Origin of the sequence: Nostoc sp. (assembly GCF_036918245.1) — a bacterium.
Taxonomy (GTDB): domain Bacteria; phylum Cyanobacteriota; class Cyanobacteriia; order Cyanobacteriales; family Nostocaceae; genus Nostoc.
Window position 1 is genome coordinate 184,606 of the sequence record NZ_JBALEF010000056.1, and the last position, 22,234, is coordinate 206,839.

The 22,234-nt window shown below is 43.1% G+C and carries 19 protein-coding genes; 10 read left to right on the forward strand and 9 right to left on the reverse strand.

Going from position 1 to position 22,234, the window contains the following annotated elements:
- Window positions 1-243: 243 nt before the first annotated feature.
- From gcvP to gcvT, 3 genes are all read right to left on the reverse strand, one after another.
- Complete coding sequence (gene gcvP / locus V7L12_RS15920; protein ID WP_335085500.1) at window positions 244-3,156, reverse strand: aminomethyl-transferring glycine dehydrogenase; 2,913 nt, start codon at window positions 3,154-3,156, stop codon at window positions 244-246.
- A 204-nt stretch (window positions 3,157-3,360) separates the two neighbouring features.
- Window positions 3,361-3,750: a glycine cleavage system protein GcvH gene (gcvH, locus tag V7L12_RS15925; RefSeq protein WP_069072677.1), complete on the reverse strand. Its 390-nt coding sequence runs from the start codon at window positions 3,748-3,750 to the stop codon at window positions 3,361-3,363.
- A gap of 124 nt (window positions 3,751-3,874) precedes the next feature.
- Window positions 3,875-5,011 (reverse strand): glycine cleavage system aminomethyltransferase GcvT, encoded by a 1,137-nt coding sequence (gene gcvT, locus V7L12_RS15930; RefSeq protein ID WP_335085502.1) that lies wholly within the window; start codon window positions 5,009-5,011, stop codon window positions 3,875-3,877.
- Between the two features lie 191 nt (window positions 5,012-5,202).
- Between gcvT and V7L12_RS15935 the strand changes: the two genes are divergently transcribed.
- Window positions 5,203-5,700 carry a pentapeptide repeat-containing protein gene (locus V7L12_RS15935; protein WP_335085504.1) on the forward strand — a complete coding sequence of 166 codons (498 nt, stop codon included), beginning with the start codon at window positions 5,203-5,205 and terminating at the stop codon, window positions 5,698-5,700.
- Between the two features lie 73 nt (window positions 5,701-5,773).
- Here the strand turns inward: V7L12_RS15935 and V7L12_RS15940 are convergent, their stop codons facing one another.
- Window positions 5,774-7,540 (reverse strand): tetratricopeptide repeat protein, encoded by a 1,767-nt coding sequence (locus tag V7L12_RS15940; RefSeq protein ID WP_335085506.1) that lies wholly within the window; start codon window positions 7,538-7,540, stop codon window positions 5,774-5,776.
- A gap of 239 nt (window positions 7,541-7,779) precedes the next feature.
- Between V7L12_RS15940 and V7L12_RS15945 the strand changes: the two genes are divergently transcribed.
- Together V7L12_RS15945 and V7L12_RS15950 are read left to right on the forward strand one after the other, a co-directional pair.
- On the forward strand, window positions 7,780-8,175 hold the full coding sequence (locus V7L12_RS15945; protein ID WP_335085508.1) for a hypothetical protein: 396 nt from the start codon (window positions 7,780-7,782) through the stop codon (window positions 8,173-8,175).
- Between the two features lie 222 nt (window positions 8,176-8,397).
- On the forward strand, window positions 8,398-8,673 hold the full coding sequence (locus V7L12_RS15950; protein WP_335085510.1) for a hypothetical protein: 276 nt from the start codon (window positions 8,398-8,400) through the stop codon (window positions 8,671-8,673).
- A gap of 45 nt (window positions 8,674-8,718) precedes the next feature.
- Here V7L12_RS15950 and V7L12_RS15955 read toward each other — a convergent pair whose 3' ends face one another.
- A complete protein-coding gene (locus tag V7L12_RS15955) occupies window positions 8,719-8,973 on the reverse strand; it encodes a UPF0175 family protein (RefSeq protein ID WP_335085512.1) in 255 nt (84 codons plus the stop codon).
- A gap of 66 nt (window positions 8,974-9,039) precedes the next feature.
- Here V7L12_RS15955 and V7L12_RS15960 point away from each other — a divergent pair, with 66 nt between their 5' ends.
- Entirely contained in the window at window positions 9,040-9,198 is a 159-nt protein-coding gene (locus V7L12_RS15960; RefSeq protein ID WP_335085514.1) for a hypothetical protein, read from the forward strand.
- A gap of 63 nt (window positions 9,199-9,261) precedes the next feature.
- Here V7L12_RS15960 and V7L12_RS15965 read toward each other — a convergent pair whose 3' ends face one another.
- Entirely contained in the window at window positions 9,262-12,786 is a 3,525-nt protein-coding gene (locus V7L12_RS15965) for a tetratricopeptide repeat protein (protein WP_335085516.1), read from the reverse strand.
- A gap of 134 nt (window positions 12,787-12,920) precedes the next feature.
- Here V7L12_RS15965 and V7L12_RS15970 point away from each other — a divergent pair, with 134 nt between their 5' ends.
- Together V7L12_RS15970 and V7L12_RS15975 are read left to right on the forward strand one after the other, a co-directional pair.
- A complete protein-coding gene (locus tag V7L12_RS15970; RefSeq protein ID WP_335085518.1) occupies window positions 12,921-13,169 on the forward strand; it encodes a hypothetical protein in 249 nt (82 codons plus the stop codon).
- Window positions 13,170-13,366: 197 nt separating this feature from the next.
- Complete coding sequence (locus V7L12_RS15975) at window positions 13,367-13,663, forward strand: hypothetical protein (RefSeq protein ID WP_335085520.1); 297 nt, start codon at window positions 13,367-13,369, stop codon at window positions 13,661-13,663.
- Here the strand turns inward: V7L12_RS15975 and V7L12_RS15980 are convergent.
- The 3 genes from V7L12_RS15980 to nfi form a co-directional block, all read right to left on the reverse strand.
- On the reverse strand, window positions 13,655-15,613 hold the full coding sequence (locus tag V7L12_RS15980) for an FHA domain-containing protein (RefSeq protein ID WP_335085522.1): 1,959 nt from the start codon (window positions 15,611-15,613) through the stop codon (window positions 13,655-13,657). The genes V7L12_RS15975 and V7L12_RS15980 overlap by 9 nt on opposite strands.
- A gap of 80 nt (window positions 15,614-15,693) precedes the next feature.
- Window positions 15,694-16,245: an FHA domain-containing protein gene (locus V7L12_RS15985; RefSeq protein ID WP_335085524.1), complete on the reverse strand. Its 552-nt coding sequence runs from the start codon at window positions 16,243-16,245 to the stop codon at window positions 15,694-15,696.
- Window positions 16,246-16,352: 107 nt separating this feature from the next.
- Window positions 16,353-17,018, reverse strand: coding sequence for a deoxyribonuclease V (gene nfi / locus V7L12_RS15990; RefSeq protein ID WP_335085526.1), 666 nt, complete (start codon window positions 17,016-17,018; stop codon window positions 16,353-16,355).
- 242 nt (window positions 17,019-17,260) lie between these two features.
- On the opposite strand from nfi, the gene V7L12_RS15995 reads away from it, so the two are divergent.
- From V7L12_RS15995 to V7L12_RS16010, 4 genes are all read left to right on the forward strand, one after another.
- Window positions 17,261-17,782: a hypothetical protein gene (locus tag V7L12_RS15995; RefSeq protein ID WP_335085528.1), complete on the forward strand. Its 522-nt coding sequence runs from the start codon at window positions 17,261-17,263 to the stop codon at window positions 17,780-17,782.
- A gap of 186 nt (window positions 17,783-17,968) precedes the next feature.
- A complete protein-coding gene (locus tag V7L12_RS16000) occupies window positions 17,969-19,132 on the forward strand; it encodes a hypothetical protein (RefSeq protein ID WP_335085530.1) in 1,164 nt (387 codons plus the stop codon).
- A gap of 312 nt (window positions 19,133-19,444) precedes the next feature.
- Window positions 19,445-20,758 (forward strand): energy transducer TonB family protein, encoded by a 1,314-nt coding sequence (locus V7L12_RS16005; protein ID WP_335085532.1) that lies wholly within the window; start codon window positions 19,445-19,447, stop codon window positions 20,756-20,758.
- Window positions 20,759-21,221: 463 nt separating this feature from the next.
- Entirely contained in the window at window positions 21,222-22,187 is a 966-nt protein-coding gene (locus V7L12_RS16010; RefSeq protein WP_335085534.1) for an aldo/keto reductase, read from the forward strand.
- Window positions 22,188-22,234: the final 47 nt, after the last annotated feature.

Here is a 22,234-nt window from a genome sequence, read left to right on the forward strand (position 1 = left end):
AGGTATCACAACCAGACAATCACAGATAGAAATAGGTCAATTATCAGTATACCTCTTGCATGAATCCTCAAAACCCCACCCCAACCCTCCCCTTGGTAAGGGGAGGGAGTAAACTTGCTCAATTTCCCCCCTTTATAAGGGGGGATTAAGGGGGGTCTATTAATATTTGTGCAAGAGGTCTAGTGTTTATCGAAGGCAGGAGTTAGAAGTTTTAATTTCTAACTCCTAACTCTTCACTTCAGTTTAATAAGCATCCATTGGCAGACAAGAACAAACAAAATTCCTATCCCCAAAAGCTGAGTCAATGCGACCAACAGCAGGCCAGAATTTATACTCACGAGTCCAAGGTGCAGGATAGGCAGCTTGTTCGCGAGAATAGGGATGCTGCCATTCTCCGGTGATGAGACTTTCGGCAGTGTGGGGTGCATTCTTCAAAACATTATCTTGGGCATCCACCTTGCCAACTTCTATTTCGGCAATTTCTTGGCGAATAGAAATCAACGCATCACAGAAACGATCCAACTCTTGTTTAGATTCACTTTCTGTAGGTTCCACCATGATTGTACCCCCAACAGGCCAGGAGACAGTCGGCGCATGGAAGCCATAATCGATCAGACGCTTGGCAACATCATCGATTTCGATCGCAGCCGATTTTTTGAGCGATCGCAAATCTAAAATACACTCATGGGCAACTAGACCATTTTTCCCCTGATATAAAACCGGATAGTACGATTCCAGTTTTTTAGCAATGTAGTTAGCGTTGAGAATCGCCACCTTAGTTGCTTGGGTTAAACCATCTGCACCCATCATGGCGATGTACATCCAAGAAATCACCAAGATACTAGCACTACCCCAAGGTGCAGCCGCCACAGCACCAATATTAGAGTGCTGAGTTGAGTTGTCGATAGTAACAACAGGATGTCCAGGCAAAAATGGCACAAGATGAGATGCAACGCCAATAGGCCCCATACCAGGGCCACCACCACCATGAGGAATACAGAAGGTTTTGTGCAAATTTAAATGACAGACATCCGCGCCAATATCTCCAGGACGGCAAATTCCCACTTGGGCGTTCATATTTGCCCCATCCATGTAAACTTGTCCACCGTGACTATGGACAACAGCGCAGATTTCCTGAATTGGCTCCTCAAAGACACCGTGAGTTGAGGGATATGTCACCATTAAGGCGGCGAGTTCATTGCTGTGTTTTTCTGCCTTAGCCTTCAAGTCATCAACGTCAATATTACCTTGTGAGTCACAGGCAACAGCCACCACCTTCATCCCACACATCACCGCACTTGCTGGGTTTGTCCCATGTGCCGAGGTGGGAATCAAACAGACGTTACGGTGTGCTTCGCCCCGATTTTTATGATATTGACGAATTACTAAAAGTCCAGCATATTCACCCTGAGAACCAGCATTTGGTTGCAGAGAAATTCCCACAAAACCAGTAATTTCAGCTAACCATGTCTCAAGTTGCTGGAATAGGATTTGATAACCTTGCGTTTGCGACGCAGGGGCAAATGGATGAATTTTGCCAAATTCCTCCCAACTTACCGGAATCATCTCAGCTGTCGCATTCAACTTCATTGTGCAAGAACCCAAAGGAATCATCGATGTTGTTAGCGACAAGTCCTTGCTTTCAAGCCTGTGCAGATAGCGCAACAACTCAGTTTCTGAGTGATAGCGGTTAAAAACTGGGTGGGTGAGATATGTACTTGTACGCGAGAGAGGAAGATGTGAGGATGAGTCAGAAGTTAATTCTTCTAAAGTGAAGGGTAAATCATCTGTGCCAGCGAAAATCTGCCAGAGGTCGATTAAGTCTTCTGGTGTAGTTGTTTCATCCAGCGAAATACCAACAGCAGTGGCATCAAAAACCCGTAGGTTAATTTGAAGTTGTTCGCTAACTGTCAAAATATCTTTTAAATTGCGTCTTCCCAGTTCTACTCGCAGTGTATCAAAAAAATCTTTGGAACTGATACTGTAACCCAAACGCTTCAGTCCTTCCGCCAATAACACCGTCAAAGAATGGATATTTTCGGCAATTTGCTTCAGTCCAGTAGGCCCATGATAGACCGCGTACATACTCGCCATTACCGCCAGCAATACCTGTGCAGTACAGATATTACTAGTAGCTTTTTCGCGGCGGATGTGCTGCTCACGGGTTTGCAAGGCGAGGCGTAATGCAGGCTTCCCTTGGGCATCTTTTGATACACCCACAATTCGTCCTGGAACCAGCCGTTTATACTCTTCCTTCGTAGCAAAGTATGCTGCATGAGGCCCCCCAAACCCCAAAGGAATACCGAACCGCTGAGTGCTTCCTACAGCAATATCAGCGCCAAATTCCCCAGGAGGGGTCAGCAAAGTTAAACTTAAAGGATCTGCTGCTACCGTCACCAATGCACCCTTAGCATGGGCTTTTTCTATAAAAGCGCGGTAGTCGTAAATAGTGCCATCACTTGCAGGGTATTGCAGAACAGCCCCAAAAATTGGTTGATCAAAATCAAATGTTTGATGATCGCCAACAATAATCTTAATCCCTAATGGTTGAGCGCGTGTTTGCAACACATCAATGGTTTGGGGATGGCAGTCATGAGAGACAAAATAAGCATTTGCCTGATTTTTGGAGACACCATAGCTTAGGTTCATCGCTTCAGCTGCTGCTGTGGCCTCATCAAGTAATGAAGCATTGGCAATTTCTAAACCTGTGAGGTCAATAATCAGGGTTTGAAAATTTAGCAGCGCTTCTAGTCGCCCTTGGGCAATTTCTGGCTGATAAGGAGTGTAGGCAGTATACCAACCGGGGTTTTCTAGGATATTACGCCCAATCACAGGTGGGGTAATACTGTCGTAATAGCCCATACCAATGAATGAGCGGAAAACCTGATTTTTGGCAGCAACTTTTTTTAACGATGCCAGTGCTGCATACTCACTTTCTGCTTCTGGTAACTTTAGCGGTTGATTCAGCCGAATTGCCTGTGGAACTGTTTGGTCGATTAGGGCATCCAGGCTGGGAAATCCCAAAACCTTAAGCATTTGTTGGATGTCATCGGAGTTAGGGCCAATGTGTCTTGGCACAAAACTACTTAACTTTTGACTTTTTTCGTCCAGCACTTGCTGCTCATTAGACTTGAGAATAGGGGCGTTCAATACCACAAATTACTCTCCAGATGGTACTATTTCATATTTTGCAATAAATACTCTTAAACTGGGGGCTGGGGACTGGGGATTCGGAAGATATTGGATAGGTGAATAAGAGTAATTGTTAATTACCTCCCCCACTCACCTACTCCCTTACTCTTCCACTCAGCACTCAGCACGGGCTGAACTTTAGCTATCCGCTAACAGCACTCAGCACTCCTACTCCCCTTCTACTTGGGCGCGATACTCATCCGCTGTCAAGGCATCTTCAACTTCGCCAGGGTCATTGACGCGCACTTTCAAAAACCACCCTTCCCCGTAGGGGTCTTCTGACACTTCTTCGGGAGAATTAATTAAGGCTTCATTGCGTTCTATAACTGTGCCTGTTACTGGTGAATTCAGTTCTTCAACGGCTTTCACTGATTCAATTGTGCCAAAGTTTTCTCCCCTGGTAAGAGCATCGCCAATTTCTGGCAGTTCCAAAAAGACGATATCACCCAATTCATGTACGGCAAACTCAGTAATGCCAATGGTGGCAATTTCACCATCGATTCGCACGTATTCATGAGAATCCAGGTATCTGAAATCTTGAGGATATTCAAAAGACATATCACTTCCTCTCCCTTATCAAAAAAATTATTTCTTTAACAGTCATCCAAGCCATATCTGGTAATGAACCTTAGTGTAAATTGAATAACTCACAACACATTATTCCTCAAAAGCCCGGCGCTTATCAGTTGGCAACACGATTTTTTGACCGATAAAAGGGACGTTTAACTACAACTGCTGGATAAGCTTTGCCGCGAATTTCGACTTCTAGCTGCTGACCGACAGTTGCTAGCTGGGTGGGAACGTAGCCTAATGCAACAGGATAACCAAGTGTAGGTGACAGAGTGCCACTGGTAACTTCTCCCACGATTTTACCTGCGGATAACACTTGATAGCCGTGACGGGCAATGTTACGTCCTTGGGTTTGCAAACCTACTAATCTGCGCTGTACTCCAGTGGCTTTTTGTTGTGCTAAAACTTCCCGACCAATAAAATCGCTTTTAGTATCTAAGTGAACTAGCCACCCCAAACCTGCCTCTAAGGGTGTGGTGATGTCATCGATATCTTGTCCGTAAAGTGCCATCGCTGCTTCTAAGCGCAAAGTGTCTCTCGCACCGAGTCCACAGGGGATAACACCAGCTTTATGGAGAGTTTGCCACAATTCTACTCCCACATCCAGGTCTACCATCACCTCAAAGCCATCTTCTCCGGTGTAACCTGTGCGGGCTAGGAAGGCAGGTTTACCTAGTAGAGTTCCTTCTAAATGTCCAAAAGCTTTGATTGGTTGTAAGTCTTCTTGCACTAATGGCTGGAGATATTTAATCGCTTTTGGCCCTTGCACGGCAATTAAGACTTTATCTGGTGAAAGGTCTTGGAATTGCAACTTATCTAGGTCAAGGTGTTGCAATAGCCATGCTTTGTCTTTACCAGAGGTTGCCGCATTGACTATGATGAATGCCTTTTGTGTACCAGTGGTGTCTTCACCTTGATAATAAACAATGATGTCGTCAATAATTCCCGCTTGGGGATTTAACAATACGGTGTATTGTGCTTGACCAACTTGCAAACGACTTAAGTCGGAAGGCACTAGTAGCTGGAGTTGGGAAATCAGGTTTTTACCTTGGAGAGTAAATTTGCCCATGTGGGAAATATCGAACATTCCGGCTGTATTTCTTACAGCCTCGTGTTCGCGGCTAATTCCACTAAATTGCACAGGCATTTCCCAGCCGCCAAAGCTGGTAAGGCGTGCTTTGAGTTCTACACCCAGTTGATATAAAGGGGTTCGCGCCAGAGATTGGGCGTTGTCTTCTTGATTAGCCACAGGTAATTATTGCGATCGCACCTCAACATCTATCATCCTACGAGATGCTTTCTGGTTTTACAGTCTTGTGTATCGAATTGGGTATTGGGCATTGGGCATTGGTTATTCCCTTCATCTCCCATCCCCTGTGTCCCCTTCTGTAAGGTTTAATAGTTAATGGTGGAAATGTTGAGATTTATTAAGAAGAGATTATGAAATATTGGCAACTGTTAGCTAGCTTTGTCTTAGCTATGGTTCTTTTTTTGTTTCCCCTATCGGCGCAAGCTGCAAGTTCTTCCAGTATTACCCGTTCTGTGGGTAATGATGAACTTAAGGGCAAGGATTACTCTGGTCAAAGTTTAATTGGTACTGAGTTTACAAATCTCAAATTAGAGAATGCTAATTTTACCAATGCTGACTTACGTGGTGGCGTATTTAACGGTAGCGTATTGGAGGGAGTAAATCTGCATGGTGCTGATTTTAGTGAAGGCATAGCCTATCTAACAAGGTTTAAGGATGCTGATTTAAGTGATGCTGTGTTGACTGATGCAATGATGCTGCGTTCCACTTTTGATGGCGTGGATGTCACAGGTACTGATTTTACGAATGCAATTTTAGATGGGATACAAGTGAAAAAGCTTTGTGTTAAGGCAAGTGGTGTGAATTCTAAAACTGGTGTGGATACTCGCAAGTCTTTAGGATGTAAGTAAATCCTAACCCCCTTCTTCGCTAGTGGAGAGGGGGATATTTTTTTAACGAATTACGAATTACGCGCAGCGATCGCTAGTGATATGCTTCTCTTAAAAAGCTGGCATAATTTGCCCGAACCGTCATAGTTGTCGGATGACTTATACCTAAAGTCCGTTCACAAATTTTTAAAGCTTTCTCAAATAAGGGTTTGGCTTTCCTGTAGCGTCTTGTATAACGGTAGAGTGCTGCTAGATTGTTTAGGCTAATAGCGACATCGGGATGGTTATTTCCCAGCAGGCGTTTACTCAGTTCTAAAGCTTGCTCATACAAAGGTTCAGCTTGCTTATAACTTCCTGTAGATTCGTAAAGTTGTGCTAAATTATTCAGGCTGGTGGCAACATCGGGATGATTATCTCCCAGCAGGTGTTTTCTGAGTTTTAATGCTTGCTTGAGCAAGGGTTCGGCTTCACTGTAGCGTCTTGTATAACAGTACAATGCCGCTAAATTGTTCATACTCGTGGCAACATGGGGATGTTCTTCTCCCACTAAGCGTTTCCACAGTTCTAAAGCTTGCTGATACAAAGGTTCGGCTTCGCTATAGCGCCCTGTATATTCGTAGATTAATGCTAAATAGCTCAGGCTACTGGCGACATCGGTATGTTCTTCTCCTAGCAGGCGCTTTCTCAGTGCTAAAGTTTGCTCAAGCAAGGGTTGGGCTTCGCTATAGCGTCCTGTAGATTCGTAGAGTACTGCTAAATTGTTCAGACTAGTGGCGACATCGATATGTTCTAAACCAAGACGATTTTGAGTTAGTTCTACACACCGTTGCAACCAAGATTCTGCTTGCTGATAAAGACTTTGAGCTTGATAAAACCAGGCTAATTTGGTGAACAGAGTGATTAGATTTTCATCGCCTAGATATTCGCATAGGTGGGTTGCAACTTCTGTAATGTGCGGGATATGTGGAGTGAGGCTGAGAATATCTTCAGGGTTAAGCTGTTGCGGAATTAGCTTTGCTACCTCTAACATCATGGCTGCAAATTTAGTTTTTGCTTCATCCGCCTGACTTGATTTATCCAACTTCACTTGTAAAAGTTGTCGAATCTGTGGATTTAGACGATAAATTCCTTTACTTTTCTGTTGTAGCAAATGCAATTCTAGTAAATCGGCTATGGCTTTCTCGTTAAGTTCTTGTTTTTTGTCATCTTCTATTGTCTCAATAGATAAGGGAATGTCAGCTAAAGCACACAAACTTAGCAAACAGCCAAAGCTCTGTGCATTTTCATCCAACTGTTCCCAATTCAATTCAAAAGCTTCAAATATACCGTATTCATCAGGCATCAATGAGTTAGCATTGACTACTGGTTCATATTCCACTCGTTTCTTCTCTAGCCGCTTCAGCAGTGTTTCCAGAGACAAATCTGGCATTTTATCCAAATATCGTCCCACTAACTCTAACGCTAAAGGTAAATATCCCAAAAATTTACAAATTCTTCTGGCAACCCAAGCTTCTTGTTGCAGTCGTTCCCGAACCACTAGCGATTTGAATAATTTCATCGCCGCCAATGGTTTGAGGACATCCAATTCGCTATTATATTTTGTGCTTAGGTAAGCTTGTAACTTTTCTAGTTTGTCTCGATTGTTAAAAGTCGCTAACTCAGGATTATTCTGGGCAAACTTGGCATACACCTCACCCATCCACTTTGTGAAAGCAGCAATATCAACGTTTAATTCGCTGGCAAGTTTAACTTTAGTTTTACCTAAGTTTTCTGTCTTAAAATATTTTGCAAAAGCTGCCGTTTGCTCTAGAGATAAGCCATTCGTAGCAGCTTCTTCGGCTAGAAAATTAGCCCATTGCATAAAGAGCTTGTAAAATTTATTTTTGATTCTACTTTGTCTGCATTTGTAAATCTACTCTCTTCGGGGTGAAAATACAATTTGTATACAAACATTTAAAAGCAGTGGCTTGCCGTTATACCATTTCACACAAACCCTGATACATATAGATTTCTCGTAGGGGCACAGCATTGCTGTGCCCCTACCAACGTATTTGTATCATTATTAAAGTGAAACGGTATTAGGCATCGCCATTTGAGGCTTTGAACCTCAACGTTGAGCCTTTGAAGCTGACGATTGAGGCTTTGAACCTCAACGTTGAGCCTTTGAGGCTGACGATTGAGCCTTTGAACCTCAACGTTGAGCCTTTGAGGCTGACACTTGAGCCTTTGAGGCTGACACTTGAGCCTTTAAACCTCAACGTTGAACTTTTGAGGCTGACACTTGAGCCTTTGAACTTCAACGTTGAGCCTTTGAGGCTGACACTTGAGCCTTTGAACCTCAAGTTTCGAGTTTTGTACTCAAATAGACTATGCGATGTCTACGATGGGCTACGCCTACGCTCTATTTTTCGCTGTACTTTGGATATGAGGGGGCATAAGAATCAAACTGCTCCAGGCGCAGAGGACACGGAGAAAGAGATTAAGAGGGAGCGTTAGCGTTCGTGCAGCGTCTCGAAGAGAAGCTTACCGAAGGTATCGCTGTTTGAAGTTAGAATTAATAGCGATCGCTATTCTCCTGCTTGTTGTTTGAGTATAATTGACCAAACTATCGGATAACCACAAACCAGCGTCACGCAAAGCTTGAATCCAGGAGATATGCTTGGGATTATTCCACGTCTTTTTGCTAATATCAGCAAGCTTCCGGTTCCGATAGTAATAATGCCTAAAGCTTGGCCACAACGCCGTGCTGCCCTATCGTCAACAATCGCGGCACAGTCGGAATTTTTTAGTGCCAAACTCAATACTTGTGATTCTCCTTTACCTAAATCCCAAGCTGCTACAACAGGAGCAATAGTATTAACTTCTACTGTTTGTATCCAAGAAATACTGGGTAATTGTGTTGATGCGACATCATCTTTTGTTGTGACTTATTCAAAAACACCTAATGGAACTAAAATTTCTGTGAATAATTGGGGAATTAATTTTGCTTGTTGACTTTTCAAAAGAGCAATCAAAGGTGAAGAGTTAATAATTACACAATTAATCGACATTTGCGAGTTCCTGGGCTAACTCTTGGGCAGTATATTGCAAAAAATCTACTTGGTAGCGTGATAAGGCATTAATAAATTCAGCACGAGTTAGCCCAGCAATCTCTGCTGCTTTGGCTTGTGAAATGTCACCTAATTCATACCATTTAACTGCTGCGGCAATTCGCATTTCTTGGATAAATTCTTCTGGATTTTTACGAAGTGCTGAAAATACTGTTTCTGGTAATTGAATTGGTACTGATCGCATAAATTTATTCTCAGTTTATTAGAGAGCATTGCTCTGCTTAGAGTCAAGAGCGCTAATATTGACTCTTTGAACCTCGAAACAGCTAGCGATCGCTCTATTCTTTACTGTACTTTGGATATGTGGAGGCATGAGAATCGAACCGCAGAGGCGCAGAGGACACGGAGGAAGAAATTAAGAGAGAGCGATCGCCATTTAAAGTTAGAATTGATGGGCGATCGCTCCTAAAGTTTAAACTACAACTGTTGTGTGGCATCAATTTGCTGTGATTTTGTGAAAAGGGTGCGATCATTAGCGAGATGCTTCTCTTAAAAATATTGCATAATTTCCCCGAACCATCATTGTATCGGGATGACCTACACCTAAAGTTTGCTCATAAATTGCCAAAGCTTGCTGATACAGAGTTTCGGCTTCGCTGTAGCGTTCTGTAGCATGGTAAACTAATGCGAGATTGTTCATGCTTTGGGCGACATCGGAATGATTGTCTCCCAGTAAGCGTTTACTCAGTGACAAAGCTTGCTTAAGCAAGGGTTCAGCTTCGTTGTAGCGTCCTGTAGAACGGTAGAGTTCTGCGAGATTGTTCAGGATAGTGGCGACAAAGGGATGGTTGTCTCCCACTGAGCGTTTCCACAGTTCTAAAGCTTGCTGATACAGAGTTTCGGCTTCACTGTAGCGTTCTGTAGCATGGTAAAGTAATGCGAGATTGTTCAAGCTTTGGGCGACATCGGGATGTTCCTCTCCCAGTAAGCGTTTGCTCAGTGACAAAGCTTGCTGATGCAGAGGTTCGGCTTCGCTGTAGCGTCCTGTAGAACGGTAGAGTTCTGCGAGATTGTTCAGGATAGTGGCGACAAAGGGATGGTTGTCTCCCACTGAGCGTTTCCACAGTTCTAAAGCTTGCTGATACAGAGTTTCGGCTTCACTGTAGCGTTCTGTAGCATGGTAAAGTAATGCGAGATTGTTCAAGCTTTGGGCGACATCGGGATGTTCCTCTCCCAGTAAGCGTTTGCTCAGTGACAAAGCTTGCTGATGCAGAGGTTCGGCTTCGCTGTAGCGTCCTGTAGAACGGTAGAGTTCTGCAAGATTGTTCAGGATAGTGGCGACAAAGGCATGTTCCTCTCCCAGTGAGCGTTTCCACAGTTCTAAAGCTTGCTGATACAGCGATTCGGCTTCGCTGTAGCGTCCTGTAGCATCGTAAAGTAATGCGAGATTGTTCAAGCTTTGGGCGACATCGGAATGATTGTCTCCCAGTAAGCTTTTTCTCAGTGACAAAGCTTGCTTAAGCAAGGGTTCAGCTTCGTTGTAGCGTCCTCTAGAACGGTAGAGTTCTGCGAGATTGTTCAGGCTTTGGGCGACATCGGGATGGTTGTCTCCCAGCAAGCATTTATTCAGTTCCCAAGCTTGCTGAAACAACGGTTCGGCTTCGCTGTAGCGTCCTGTAGATTCGTAGAGTACTGCGAGATTGTTCAGGCTAGTGGCAACACCGGGATGGTTGTCTCCCAGTAAGCCTTTGCTCAGTTCCAAAGCTTGCAGATACAAAGGTTCGGCTTTGCTGTAGCGTCCTGTAGCATGGTAAACTAATGCGAGATTGTTCAGGCTAGTGGCGACATCAGGATGTTCCTCTCCCAGGAAGCTTTTTCTCAGTTCCAAAGCTTGCAGATGCAGGGGTTCAGCTTCGCTGTAGCGTCCTGTATAACGGTAGAGTTCTGCGAGATGGTTCAGGATAGTGGCAACACCGGGATGGTTGTCTCCCAGTAAGCGTTTTCTCAGTTCCAAAGCTTGCAGATACAGGGGTTGGGCTTCGCTGTAGCGTTCTGTACAACAGTAGAGTTCTGCAAGATTGTTCAAGTTAGTGGCGACATCGGGATGTTCCTCTCCCAATAAGCTTTTGTTCAGTTCCAAAGCTTGCTCTAACAGGGTTTTGGCTTCGCTGTAGCGTCCTGTAGAATGGTAAACTAATGCGAGATTGTTCAGGCTAGTGGCGACATCGGGATGTTCCTCTCCCAGTAAGCATTTATTCAGTTCCAAAGCTTGCTCTAACAGGGTTTCGGCTTTGCTGTAGCGTCCTGTAGAACGGTAGAGTTCTGCAAGATTGTTCAGGCTAGTGGCGACATAGGGATGTTCCTCTCCCAGTAAGCTTTTTCTCAGTTCCAAAGCTTGCTCTAACAGGGTTTCGGCTTCGCTGTACCGTCCTGTAGCATGGTAAAGTGATGCGAGATTGTTCAAGCTAGTGGCGACATGGGGATGTTCTAAACCAAAACGATTTTCAGCTACTTCTACACATAGTTTGTACCAAGGTTCTGCTTGCTGATAAAGCCCTTGACCTTGATAAAACAAGCCTAAGCCTGTGAAAGGACAAATTAAATCCTCATCGCTGAGATATTGGAATAGGTGGGTTGCAACTTCTGCAAGGTGGGGGATATGTGGAGTGAGGTTGAAAATATCTTCACGGTTAGGCTGTTGAGAAATTTGCTTTGCCACCTCTACCATCTGCGCTGCAAAAGCAGTTTTCACCTTATCCGCCTCACTTAACTCATCCAACTTCATTTGGAAAAATTGCCGAATCAGTGGATGTAGACGATATATTCCTTTACTTTGCCATTGTATTAAATGCAGTTTCCGCAACCGGGCTATAGCTTTCTCCCAGAGTTCTTGTTCATTGTCATCTTCTTTCGTCTCAACAGAAAAAGGAATATCAGCCAAAGCACACAAACTCAGCCAACAGCCTAAGTCTTGTGCTTTTTGATCCAACTGTTCCCAACTCAATGCAAAAGCTTCAGCGATACCATATTCATAACGCATCAATGGGTTAGCCTTGGCTACTGCTTCGTGTTCCAGTCGCTTTTTCTCTAGCCGCTTCAGCAGTGTTTCCAAAGATAAATCTGGCATTGTATCCAGATATCGCCCCACTAACTCTAACGCCAAAGGCAAATATCCCAAGGATTTACAAATTTCTCTTGCAACCCAAGGTTCGCTTTTCAGTCGTTCTCTGTCAACCAGCGATTTTAATAATTTCATCGCCGCCAATGGTTTGAGAACACCCAAAGGTAATTGCGGTAAAGTTCTATCAAATTCCTGGCGCGTTGTCAGCAATACTTTAAACCGAGGTGATTCTGGGGGTAGATAAGCCTGAACCTGTGTTTTGTAGTCGGTGACATCATCAAACACCAGCAGTACTTCACCTTGTTGCCAATTCTGCCAGCAGTATCTCAGTCTATCTGCTAATTCCCAATCGTCCGGTGCAATGAGTTTAAATTTCAATTGGGCAAATCTGAGAATCTGAATTCCGACATCTATTCCCTGTGCAGATAACCAGCAAACCCCACCTTGATAATTCTGCAAATGCTGTTTGGCGTATTGGGTAGCCAGTTCAGTTTTGCCTACTCCACCCATACCCGCCACAGCTACAATTGCAACTTGCCGAGATGTTTGTAATTGCTGGTGCAGCTTTTGTAGTTCCGCCTCTCGTCCCACAAATTTTTCAAATGCAACAGCAGGGGGAATATTTTGATGAATTTCTTTAATTGTGGGTTGGGCATCTTGCCCGCCATTATATTTCCTTGTCAGGCAAGCCCGTAACTTTTCTAGTCTTCCCCGGCTTTTAGAAGCAGCTAACTCAGGATAACTCTGGGCGAATTTGTCATAAACCTCAGTCATCCGCTTTTTGAAAGCAGCAGCGCCGATGTTCAACTCGCTGGCAAGTTTTGCCTCACTCTTGCCTGAGTTTTCAGTCTTCAAACGCTCTACAAAAGCTGCCGTTTGCTCTGGGGATAAGCTATGAGTAGCAGCTTCATTGGCTAGAAAATCAGCCCATTGCATAGACAGCTTGTGAGATTTCTTCTCGATTCTACTTAATTTCTACTTTCTCTCTACTTTGTCTCCATTTCTAGGGAATCTCCTCTTCTTCTGGCAGAAATACCATTTGCATAGAAACATTTAGAAGAGGTTCAGCTGTGAAAACTGCCTTAACAACTCCAGTCAACTCCAATCAAACCACCCAAACTTCGCAATTAATCCCCGCCTCGCCAACATCGGTAGAAAATCCATCTACCTGGATGCGAGATGGATACAGTCCTACTGAAATCATCCTCGCGGCGGCAATTTTAACTTCATTGTCCATTGGGGGAATTGCCTCTGTGATTGTGGCGATTACGGGTTTAGTTAAAACTTTAGTACGCCCGACAAGCGAAAAAACAAAGTAGGGGTACTTGCAAAGGCAAATTCTTCACTTCGTTGCTATCCCGCCTCGGAATCAATTCCGAGGCTAATAGCCTAAGTCCATTCAAACGGACTAAATTTTAGTTAATTTGAGTCAGTTTTAACTGACTTATGGTGTTAGCCTGTGATTTGAATCGCACGCAGGCTGAAGGTATCGCCCGTCACTTGAGACTTTGAGCTTTTGAACTCCAACGTTGAGCCTCTGAACCCGAATGTTGAGCCTCTGAACCTGAATGTTGAGCCTTTGAACCTCGACGTTGAGCCTTTGAACCTGAACGTTGAGCCTTTGAACCTCGACGTTGAGCCTCTGAACCTCAACATTGAGCCTCTGAACCTCAACATTGAGCCTTTTATCCTCGAAGTTGCACCTTTTATCCTCGAAGTTGCACCTTTTATCCTCGAAGTTGGGATTTGCTACTCAAAACAGCCAGATAAATACTCTATCCCTCCTGCCTTCTGCCTTCTAATACTAAGGTGACTGATTTAACACCCATTTCAACCACTGCCCAAAGGAACTTACAACATTCAACCTTTGAACTCCAGGCGCACGGGCGGCGGCGAGTCCATCAACGGCGACTAATGCGGCGTACTGCAAGCCCAAGAAACTATCAACTGCGGCATAAGGGCCACCTAAAGTAATCGCCCCAGCAGCATACATTTGACCTCTATCACTACGCATTTCTACTAATTCAAAATTGTTCGCTACAGTCAATCGCCCCAAATGATTCACTGGGAGATTGTAATGTTTCACCAAATCTGCTAATAGGGGATTGGCATCTACCTTGGCATCCAGTCCGGTAGCATCAACAATAAAGTCAGCTAGCAATTTCGTTTCCCCAAAGCTTTTTTCTCGGATACGGGTAATAGTTCGGTTTTGGGCATCTCGTTCCACATCCAGTACCTCTCCGAAGGTAATTTGATACCAGCCTTCGCTAATCCCTTGGGCGGTAATTTGCTGCCAATCTCGGCGGTCGGCGGTGGTAGTTCCACCCCAGTCTGCTAGTAAACGCTTGCGTTCATCAGGACTAGCTTTTTCTAACATTGCCCGGAGTTCGCCGCCCCAACAGGCTTTCGGCCAGTTAAAGGGTTGAAATTCGTAATGATTTTTGACTAGGCGCGTGGCTCTTTGAAATTTGTTGCCTTGAGGTTTAGGCGATCGCATTAAATGCAAAACTGCAATATTCCGATTTCGTTTTCTAGCTTCGTAAATGCGCTGCACAATCCGCGAAGCCACAATTCCCCGCCCCCGAATCAATACCGTACCACCATGTTGCTCTAGTTGCTCATAAACATGATCGTGGGCTTCATAAGCATTGACTACAGATTTAAAGTCTTGATATTTTTCTCTATAAGCTTGCAAATCTGGGAGAAACTGAATTGCTGGATATCCAGTAGCTAAATGTAAATAACGACTAACTAAAAAAGCATAATTTCCTGGGCCGCGAGAATAGGCTACGCAATATCTACCGTCATCAGTTTTGCGAATTACCCTAACTCGCCCATAGCGATAAATTTGATTCCAGCCTATGCGCTTCGTCTCCCTGTCTATGGAATCAAAGACGTTACCCGCACGGGGAGTATAAGTTTCTGCAAATGTTGGTTCAGCAAACACTTGCCATAAATACTTGAATGCTGACTTTATCTCTCCCTTGGCTAAGTCTCCCCAAGCTTCACGCAAGGCATAACTAGGCCAACCCCAAATATTATCGGGACAAGAGTCAGAATTAGAACGCAATCTTTCATATAAGGGAATTTGCGAATTTAAACAGAGGCGCTTGTAACGGGCATAAGGTTCCGCCTCTAATCCCAAAGCCACAATTTTGTCAGCACGCACACCACTAATTCGCAACAAATCAGCCCATAAAAAGCTACCCAATCCTGCCCCGATCGCTAGATAATCAGATTCATCTACTAGTAATCCCGTAGCATGAAGTGCTTGCACAGAAACCTTTTGTGCCTGAAACGCTAATGGCGGGAAATTACTTGCCACGGGCGTTAGCGGCTGAACTACAGCCAAGCTGGGGTCTGGGTGATTGGTATTTGCGTTGAAGTGAATCGTTGAAGGGGGGCTGGTATCTGGTTCGGAGGCGCTAGCAACAAATGTCACTGCAATCAGATACGGGCCAATTTGCAATGTATCGCCATTAATCAGAACACTACGCGTTTGTGGTTGACCATTGACATACACACCGTTAACACTGCCTTGGTCAATCACTACTAAATGGTCTTGTTCCCAGTCAATTAGGGCATGGTAGCGAGAAACTTCATTACTGTTAAGCAGCATCCGAGAAACGCGTACTCCCCTGAGTTCAGCAGGTAAGCGAGCGAATTCTCGACCAAAAGCGATTGGCATATTCAATAGTGGTTCTCGCCGTTCACCCGTCGCTGGTTCTTCCCAACTCAATTGGATTTGTAAGTCATTTGTCATTTGTCATTTGTCATTGGTCATTTGTCATTGGTCATTTGTCAAGAGTTAGGAATTCTTCCCCTGCTCCCCTGCGCTCCTTCTCAACTACCCGGTGCTACTAATACACTCACAGCCGCAGCTAAAGATGTCCCACACCAATGACAGCCAATTTGTAGATTCTCTCCTGGGGAAACTTTATGACATTTGGGGCATTCTAAGCCATAAACTCCTGGCGGTGGTGCGGAGGGTGTTGGTGGATGGTGGTGATGTCCGAGATTTACTGCTGGATTGGGTGGTAACAAAATTGTTGCTGGAATGCTACCCGTGGAAACGCTTGTAACATTGAGTTTTATTTGTCCCAAAGAGATACTAGTGCCCTCAGTTAAAGGCATTTCACCTTGGACTAATTGCCGTCCATCGACAACGGGGGGATTTTGCGATCGCAAATTCCTGATATAAAAGCGCTGTTGCTGGTGATGAAAAAATATTTCAACGTGCAGACCAGACACAGTAGGATGATTCAGAACAATATCGCACCGGAGGGGGTCGCGACCGATGCGGACAGTGCCATGATTTTGACTTGGCTGTTGTTCGTAAATGTTCTGAGTTTTATCTTGACCTGCATCGTGCCACTGTAAAGTTAGTGCGTTCATGGTTCTAACTTCGTAAATCGTATTTAGCTACTTCAACTTCTTTCTGTGCGATTCCTAACACGATTGAGTCGGTGCAAGCAAGTATTTAGAAAAAATTTCAACAAGCTTTATTTTGCCGACGCTAATTTATCAGCGATGCGTGTTGTTTCTGGTAGCCGATATTTGGGCGTACAGCGTAATACATAGTCAATCGCTGTCGGTAAACTAATTCGATGACCACTGGAGATATATAGAGGTTTTACTCCTGTGCGCGATCGCAAAACTGCCCCAATGGTTTCACCGTTATGTATCAGTGGTTGTCTGCTACCTTTAGTTTCTGCCAATTCTTCATGCTTACCTACCAACCTGGACTTAGCTACACCAATTGTCGGCATATCTATAAGTAACCCTAAATGGCTAGCTATACCTAATCTGCGGGGATGAGCAATTCCTTGACCATCACACAAGATAATATTTGGTGTTGTTTTAATCTTTTCCAAGGCATCGAGGACAGCTGGAATTTCCCGAAATGAGAGGAACCCAGGAACATAAGGAAAGGTTGTAGGACGATGTGCTAGGCTTGTCTCGATTACTTGCAAATCAGGAAAACTCAGTACTGCGACAGCTGCACGGCTAATGGTTCCATCAGCTTCAAAACCCATATCCACTCCAGCAACATACTGGATAGGTTCTTGCAGTTGATCTTCAGTAATTACTTGATTTTGCAGCGTTTCTTGGATAACTATGGCTTCCTCCAGCGTTGAAGGCCAAGCATGATTTCGATAAAACTTCATATTGAAAATTGAAATTAAACTGATTAATATTAATCCTGTGAATTTGGCAACCATAAAAACAAGAGTTTTTAATGTTGAGACAGGGAAAATATATTTTTGCGAAAGTCTGTGAAAGACTATCTTTATACTAAATATTTTAGCCCAAGTTAGCTGATATCTTGCATCATAATGTTACTCAAGGCTATTAAGAGGGAATCCTGAGAATATAAGTTTATTTTTCTAAATTTTCTCTTTTACTGGTTATGACACAGCCAAATATTCTCAAACTTGCAAAGCAGGGGGATGTAGAAGCGATCGCATCCCTGATGAACCGCCACTTACACCCCAAAGGAGTCGCTGCAAAGGTTACTTTCCAAGATGCTTGCTTGGAGGTAATGCTAGAATCTGCCGAAGTACCAAATCAGCAAATTTTAGTTGCATTTATCCGCAAAGGGTTAACGGCTTTAGAGGCTGCATCTATTGAAATAGTGAGAGTTTATGGACAACAAACGGATAAGGAGTTTCCAGCTTGGAGTCAAGAGTTTGATTTGGGCGTAGCACAAGCTGAACTAGAAGCAGTAGATAATGAACAGTCTGCTAGTAATCCTCAACTCCTAACTATTTGTATTAATTTAAGTGGCGATACTGTACAAGGATTAACAAATCAACATTTTGAGTTTATTGCTAATCAAATCAGCACTGATATTTTCTCCTCTTGTAGTGACGTCTTTATTCAAAAAGTAAGCATTACTAATGGTAGTTCTGTGATTACAAAGGAACGGTAGTATTTCATTGACCTTATGTAATCATCTAGAAAAAAGTCTCACGTCTGGATTTTTATATAGAGATATAACAAATCTAACTAAAAATTTGAATATAGAGATATAAAATTTCTGACAATGTTGCTTATAGGTGTAGATGGTTAACCATAAGATAGACGATAATTTATCAATTTTTTGAATTTATTGGTTATGAAGCAGCCGAAGAATCAGAACGTTACTAAGCAAGAACTACAAAAGTTTTACTGGCCATTATGGTTTCCTTATCCTAGTTCTTGGTTAAAAGCATTGATTTTGACTCTATTTTTGAGAGTTATTATATTTGTAGTCAAAAATGCTGGAAAGGTCGGCTATAACATCGTATATTTTGTACACAGCCCGGAATTATTTTTTATATTTACAATATTGTTAATTTTATCTCCAATTCCGATAATTTCTTTGACTCATCACTGCTTATACTTACTTATTAGTCGGTTTGTATTAGAAATTCAAGCACCCGAAATAGGTAGAACACAAGGATTATTACCAGGAATAATAAGTTGGTGGGAAGGATTGTACGCTTGGCTTGTAATTGCAATTTCTACACTGATAGCAGCTTTCTTTTCTACAATACTTCTACCATTATTTTATCCTAGTTACGACAGACAAATTGAATACTATACACAAATAGAAAATATTAACAGTAATCTAATATTAATATTTGGATTGTTCTATCTTTTTACAGGCGCATTGATTTACCAGATTAAATATTTGGTAAGACACCGAATAATATCTGCTTATTCTGGCAACAAAGAAAAGGATACAACTGAATCAAACATTAATTTAAATACAGATAAAGAACTTAATAGATTGCGTGGGGAAATGGGTTTGCACATAATAAAATCAAATATTTCATCAAATAATGAAAAAAATACAATTATCGAGAATCGACGGAAGCATCGTAATTTAAATAAAAAGTTGTTATTCGTTTTTATAATATTTTCAATTTTTCTAGGAATATGCTTTTCTTCAAGATTTGTAGAAATATTCCCCCTAACTTTTAAAAGTTCAACACAAATACCATCAAAGCCTGTATTAGTTACACCCTCACCAGTGACTTCAGAATCGCCGACTGCGTTACTTAAAACTGATACATTTCGAGAGGCAGTAAGTAAAGCAATTAATGCAGCTAACCTGACTCAATCTGCAAAATCTCCAGATGAGTGGAAAATAGTTGTGAGTCAGTGGCAAGCTGCGATCGCACTTATGAAAGCCGTGCCATCTTCAAGCCCAAATTATGTAGTAGCTCAACAAAAAATCAGTGAATATCAAAGAAATTTCAACTACGCTCAGAAAAATTCCCTTGGTAATAAGTAAAGCGATCGCACCTCAAAGCTAAACTAGAAAAAGTAGTGCGTAGCTTGCCGCCATAGGCATCGCTCGACTGTCCGAATCAAAATAAAACCCTATAAAGACCAAAACATTAACTGCCATTCTTCACAAAGAAGATTTGTATGTTGCTGAATGTCCTGAAGTCGGTACAGTTGACCATTTCGGCTTGATCGAGTTGAAAGAAGATATTATCCAATATCTCGTTTGTTTTGCTTGAATCAGATGCGATATCCTCTAAGTTAGAAGACAGTAAATAGACTGTTGAGGCTGTTATCTATCACGCAAAAGCACAATAACATGGCTTTTTCTCATGAATTTCAGCGCTATCGGAGCGTGCGTCCCCTCGATATCCTCTCAGGTCTAGTTAGTTCCATCCTTCTACACTCTATTTTACTGATCGGGAGCAAATATTGGTTCACAGCTTTTATGCCTGAGCCTAAGCAAGAGATTCCAATTGAGGTAGTTGAAGTTTATCCCAATGAAACACACATACCCCAAAAAACCTCATTCCGGGCTACTAAAAATTCAATTGCAGGTGGTAAAGCTTTACCGAAAAGACCTGTTTCTGCTGTGAAGTCAGTTAATTCAGATGCAGATAAAGCCTCTAGTAAGAGTCTTTTTGACTCAACAACCTTATCTTCAGCACAGGTATTCCGGCCAGAACCAAAGCAGCAGAAAGCGGAATCACCAAATCTATCTCTTCAACAACCCAAAGTTGAGCCAACTGCGATCGCAAGACCAACTATACCACCAGCACCCAAAGTTGAGCCAACAGCGATCGCAAAAGCAACTATACCACCAGCACCCAAAGTTGAGCCAACAGCGATCGCAAAAGCAACTATACCAACAACACCCAAAGTTCAGCCAACTGTGATCGCAAAAGCAACAATACCATTAGCACCCAAATTTCAGCCAACTGCGATCGCAAAAGCAACTATACCACCAGCACCCAAAGTTCAGCCAACTGCGATTAAAAGAGCAACTATACCAACAACACCCAAACCTAAAAAAATAGCAGTAGCGCCTAATACCACACCACCGCCAGCCCTAACCCGAAAAACAGCGCTTGCACCTGCTATTACATCACCAATACCCAATCCGAAGAAATTAGGCCAGTCGAGAACACTCTTAAGTGGGCGAACACCGTATAGAGCTCAGTCATGGAAAACAGGTGCAGCAAGCTTGCTGGGTGGTACTCAGAGTGTATCTAGTCGGAATTTTAGCGGTGATTATCTGGCAGCCTTACCTAATTCCAACCGAGATAACCAAGCGACTTCTGGTATTGATGCCAGCAGTCAAGATATAGATATGACCTCTTACTTAAACCAACTACAGCAACAAGTCAAGCAGCAGTGGCTACCAGAAGTGAGCCAGTCTTCCCGGCGAACAGTGCTTAACTTCACTATTAACCGTTCCGGGCAACTAAGCAATCTCCAGCTCGCACAAACCTCTGGATTCAGCGTCACTGATCAAGCAGCGCTCAACGCTATACAGCGAGCTGCACCCTTTGCACCTTTGCCCACAGGATATACCAGTAACCAGCTCCCTATTCAATTTACATTTGATATCAATGTCTATGGGCAGCTAAATTTATCGGGGGACGGCGACTAACAACAGGCAAGCAATTAATTCAATCATGTATTATACCCAGGTAAGCGCATCTCAAATCCTATTGACACGGTAGTTTTGGGGTTCACCCAAAGCACAAATAAGTTCAAAATCACTATACTGAGCCAAGGGGTGGGATTGATATTTTCGTCTTTATGTGGTTCAAAAACATAAAAAGCTATTTGACCCATGTTTTTTCAATCATTTGCGACAATTCGTCCTATTTTGAATGAAAAATTGATATTAAAATAAAGTTTTAAGTTGTATTTCTGTATCAATAACTACAAAATTAAATGCGCTTACGCTGGGATTATACTGACTTTACTTAATGTTAAATAGCGTACTTTTCTAACCAATGAGCAGCGGTTTCGGAGTGTTGCCGATATATCAGTAATTTTGCTTTCTCAGATTAAATCTCCCTAGCTAAGATATTAGAATAAAAATCATTTCGCCCTCGAAGCCAATCATGACAGAAGGAAAGACGCGGCGTAATTTCCTAATTACCAGCATTGCTGTGACAGGAGGTATTGTGGCAACTAATGCTTTACAGCAAAATCCTACCAACACCGCAACACCGCCAACAACCATGCCAGAACGGTTACTCGGACGCACGAAAGTAAAACTCCCGATCTTCGGGTTGGGAGGAGCAGGACAAACGCCACTATCTTGGGAAGGAAAAGAGAGTGATGCTGCGGCAATTATTCAAAGAGCGCTGGAACTTGGCATTCGCTACTTTGATACAGCACCTAGTTATGGGCCGAGTGAAGATTATTTAGGCAAAGCGCTACCACCTCATCGCTCAAAGCTGTTTCTAGCAAGCAAGACCGATAAAAGAGATCGGGATGGAGCATGGCGAGAATTGGAGCGATCGCTTAAACGTCTGAATACAGATTATCTCGATTTGTGGCAGTTGCATCACGTTTCTTTTTCCGAAGAACTCGACACCATCTTTAGTCCATCTGGTGCAATTAAAGCTTTAGAAGAAGCCATAGAACAAAAATTGGTGCGCTTTGCTGGTATTACCGGACATCACGACCCTGAAGTAATTGCCGAAGGCTTACGTCGCTATCCTTTCCACACTACACTGATTCCTGTGAATGCCGCCGACAAACACCACCCACGTCCATTTATCCCGGTAGTTTTACCAGTTGCTCAAGAAAAAAATGTCGGTGTGATTGCGATGAAAGTCCCGGCTTATGGTCGGCTGTTTAAATCAGGTGGGTTGACTGGTATGGAGGAAGCTTTAGGTTACACACTGTCTCAGCCTGGAGTTAATTGTTGCGTGATTGCAGCAGAGACAATTGCACAATTAGAGAATAATGTCAAGATAGCACGGGCTTTTGTACCTCTGAAGGAGCAAGAATTGACAGCGATCGCTCAACGGACTGCTAATATCTGGGAAGATAGCACATTCTTCCGTGCTTGGACTTAGTACAGCCCGCCATAAAAAATGCTCAAATCAAGCCGCAAACTATCAAA

Coding starts and splice junctions, on each gene's coding strand:
- gcvH (WP_069072677.1), bottom strand. CDS start 3,750: ATGTCTTTTGAATATCCTCAAGATTTCAGATACCTGGATTCTCATGAA.
- V7L12_RS15935 (WP_335085504.1), top strand. CDS start 5,203: ATGAAATATTGGCAACTGTTAGCTAGCTTTGTCTTAGCTATGGTTCTT.
- V7L12_RS15940 (WP_335085506.1), bottom strand. CDS start 7,540: ATGCAATGGGCTAATTTTCTAGCCGAAGAAGCTGCTACGAATGGCTTA.
- V7L12_RS15950 (WP_335085510.1), top strand. CDS start 8,398: ATGCCTAAAGCTTGGCCACAACGCCGTGCTGCCCTATCGTCAACAATC.
- V7L12_RS15955 (WP_335085512.1), bottom strand. CDS start 8,973: ATGCGATCAGTACCAATTCAATTACCAGAAACAGTATTTTCAGCACTT.
- V7L12_RS15965 (WP_335085516.1), bottom strand. CDS start 12,786: ATGCAATGGGCTGATTTTCTAGCCAATGAAGCTGCTACTCATAGCTTA.
- V7L12_RS15980 (WP_335085522.1), bottom strand. CDS start 15,613: ATGACAAATGACTTACAAATCCAATTGAGTTGGGAAGAACCAGCGACG.
- V7L12_RS15985 (WP_335085524.1), bottom strand. CDS start 16,245: ATGAACGCACTAACTTTACAGTGGCACGATGCAGGTCAAGATAAAACT.
- nfi (WP_335085526.1), bottom strand. CDS start 17,018: ATGAAGTTTTATCGAAATCATGCTTGGCCTTCAACGCTGGAGGAAGCC.
- V7L12_RS15995 (WP_335085528.1), top strand. CDS start 17,261: ATGACACAGCCAAATATTCTCAAACTTGCAAAGCAGGGGGATGTAGAA.
- V7L12_RS16000 (WP_335085530.1), top strand. CDS start 17,969: ATGAAGCAGCCGAAGAATCAGAACGTTACTAAGCAAGAACTACAAAAG.
- V7L12_RS16005 (WP_335085532.1), top strand. CDS start 19,445: ATGGCTTTTTCTCATGAATTTCAGCGCTATCGGAGCGTGCGTCCCCTC.
- V7L12_RS16010 (WP_335085534.1), top strand. CDS start 21,222: ATGACAGAAGGAAAGACGCGGCGTAATTTCCTAATTACCAGCATTGCT.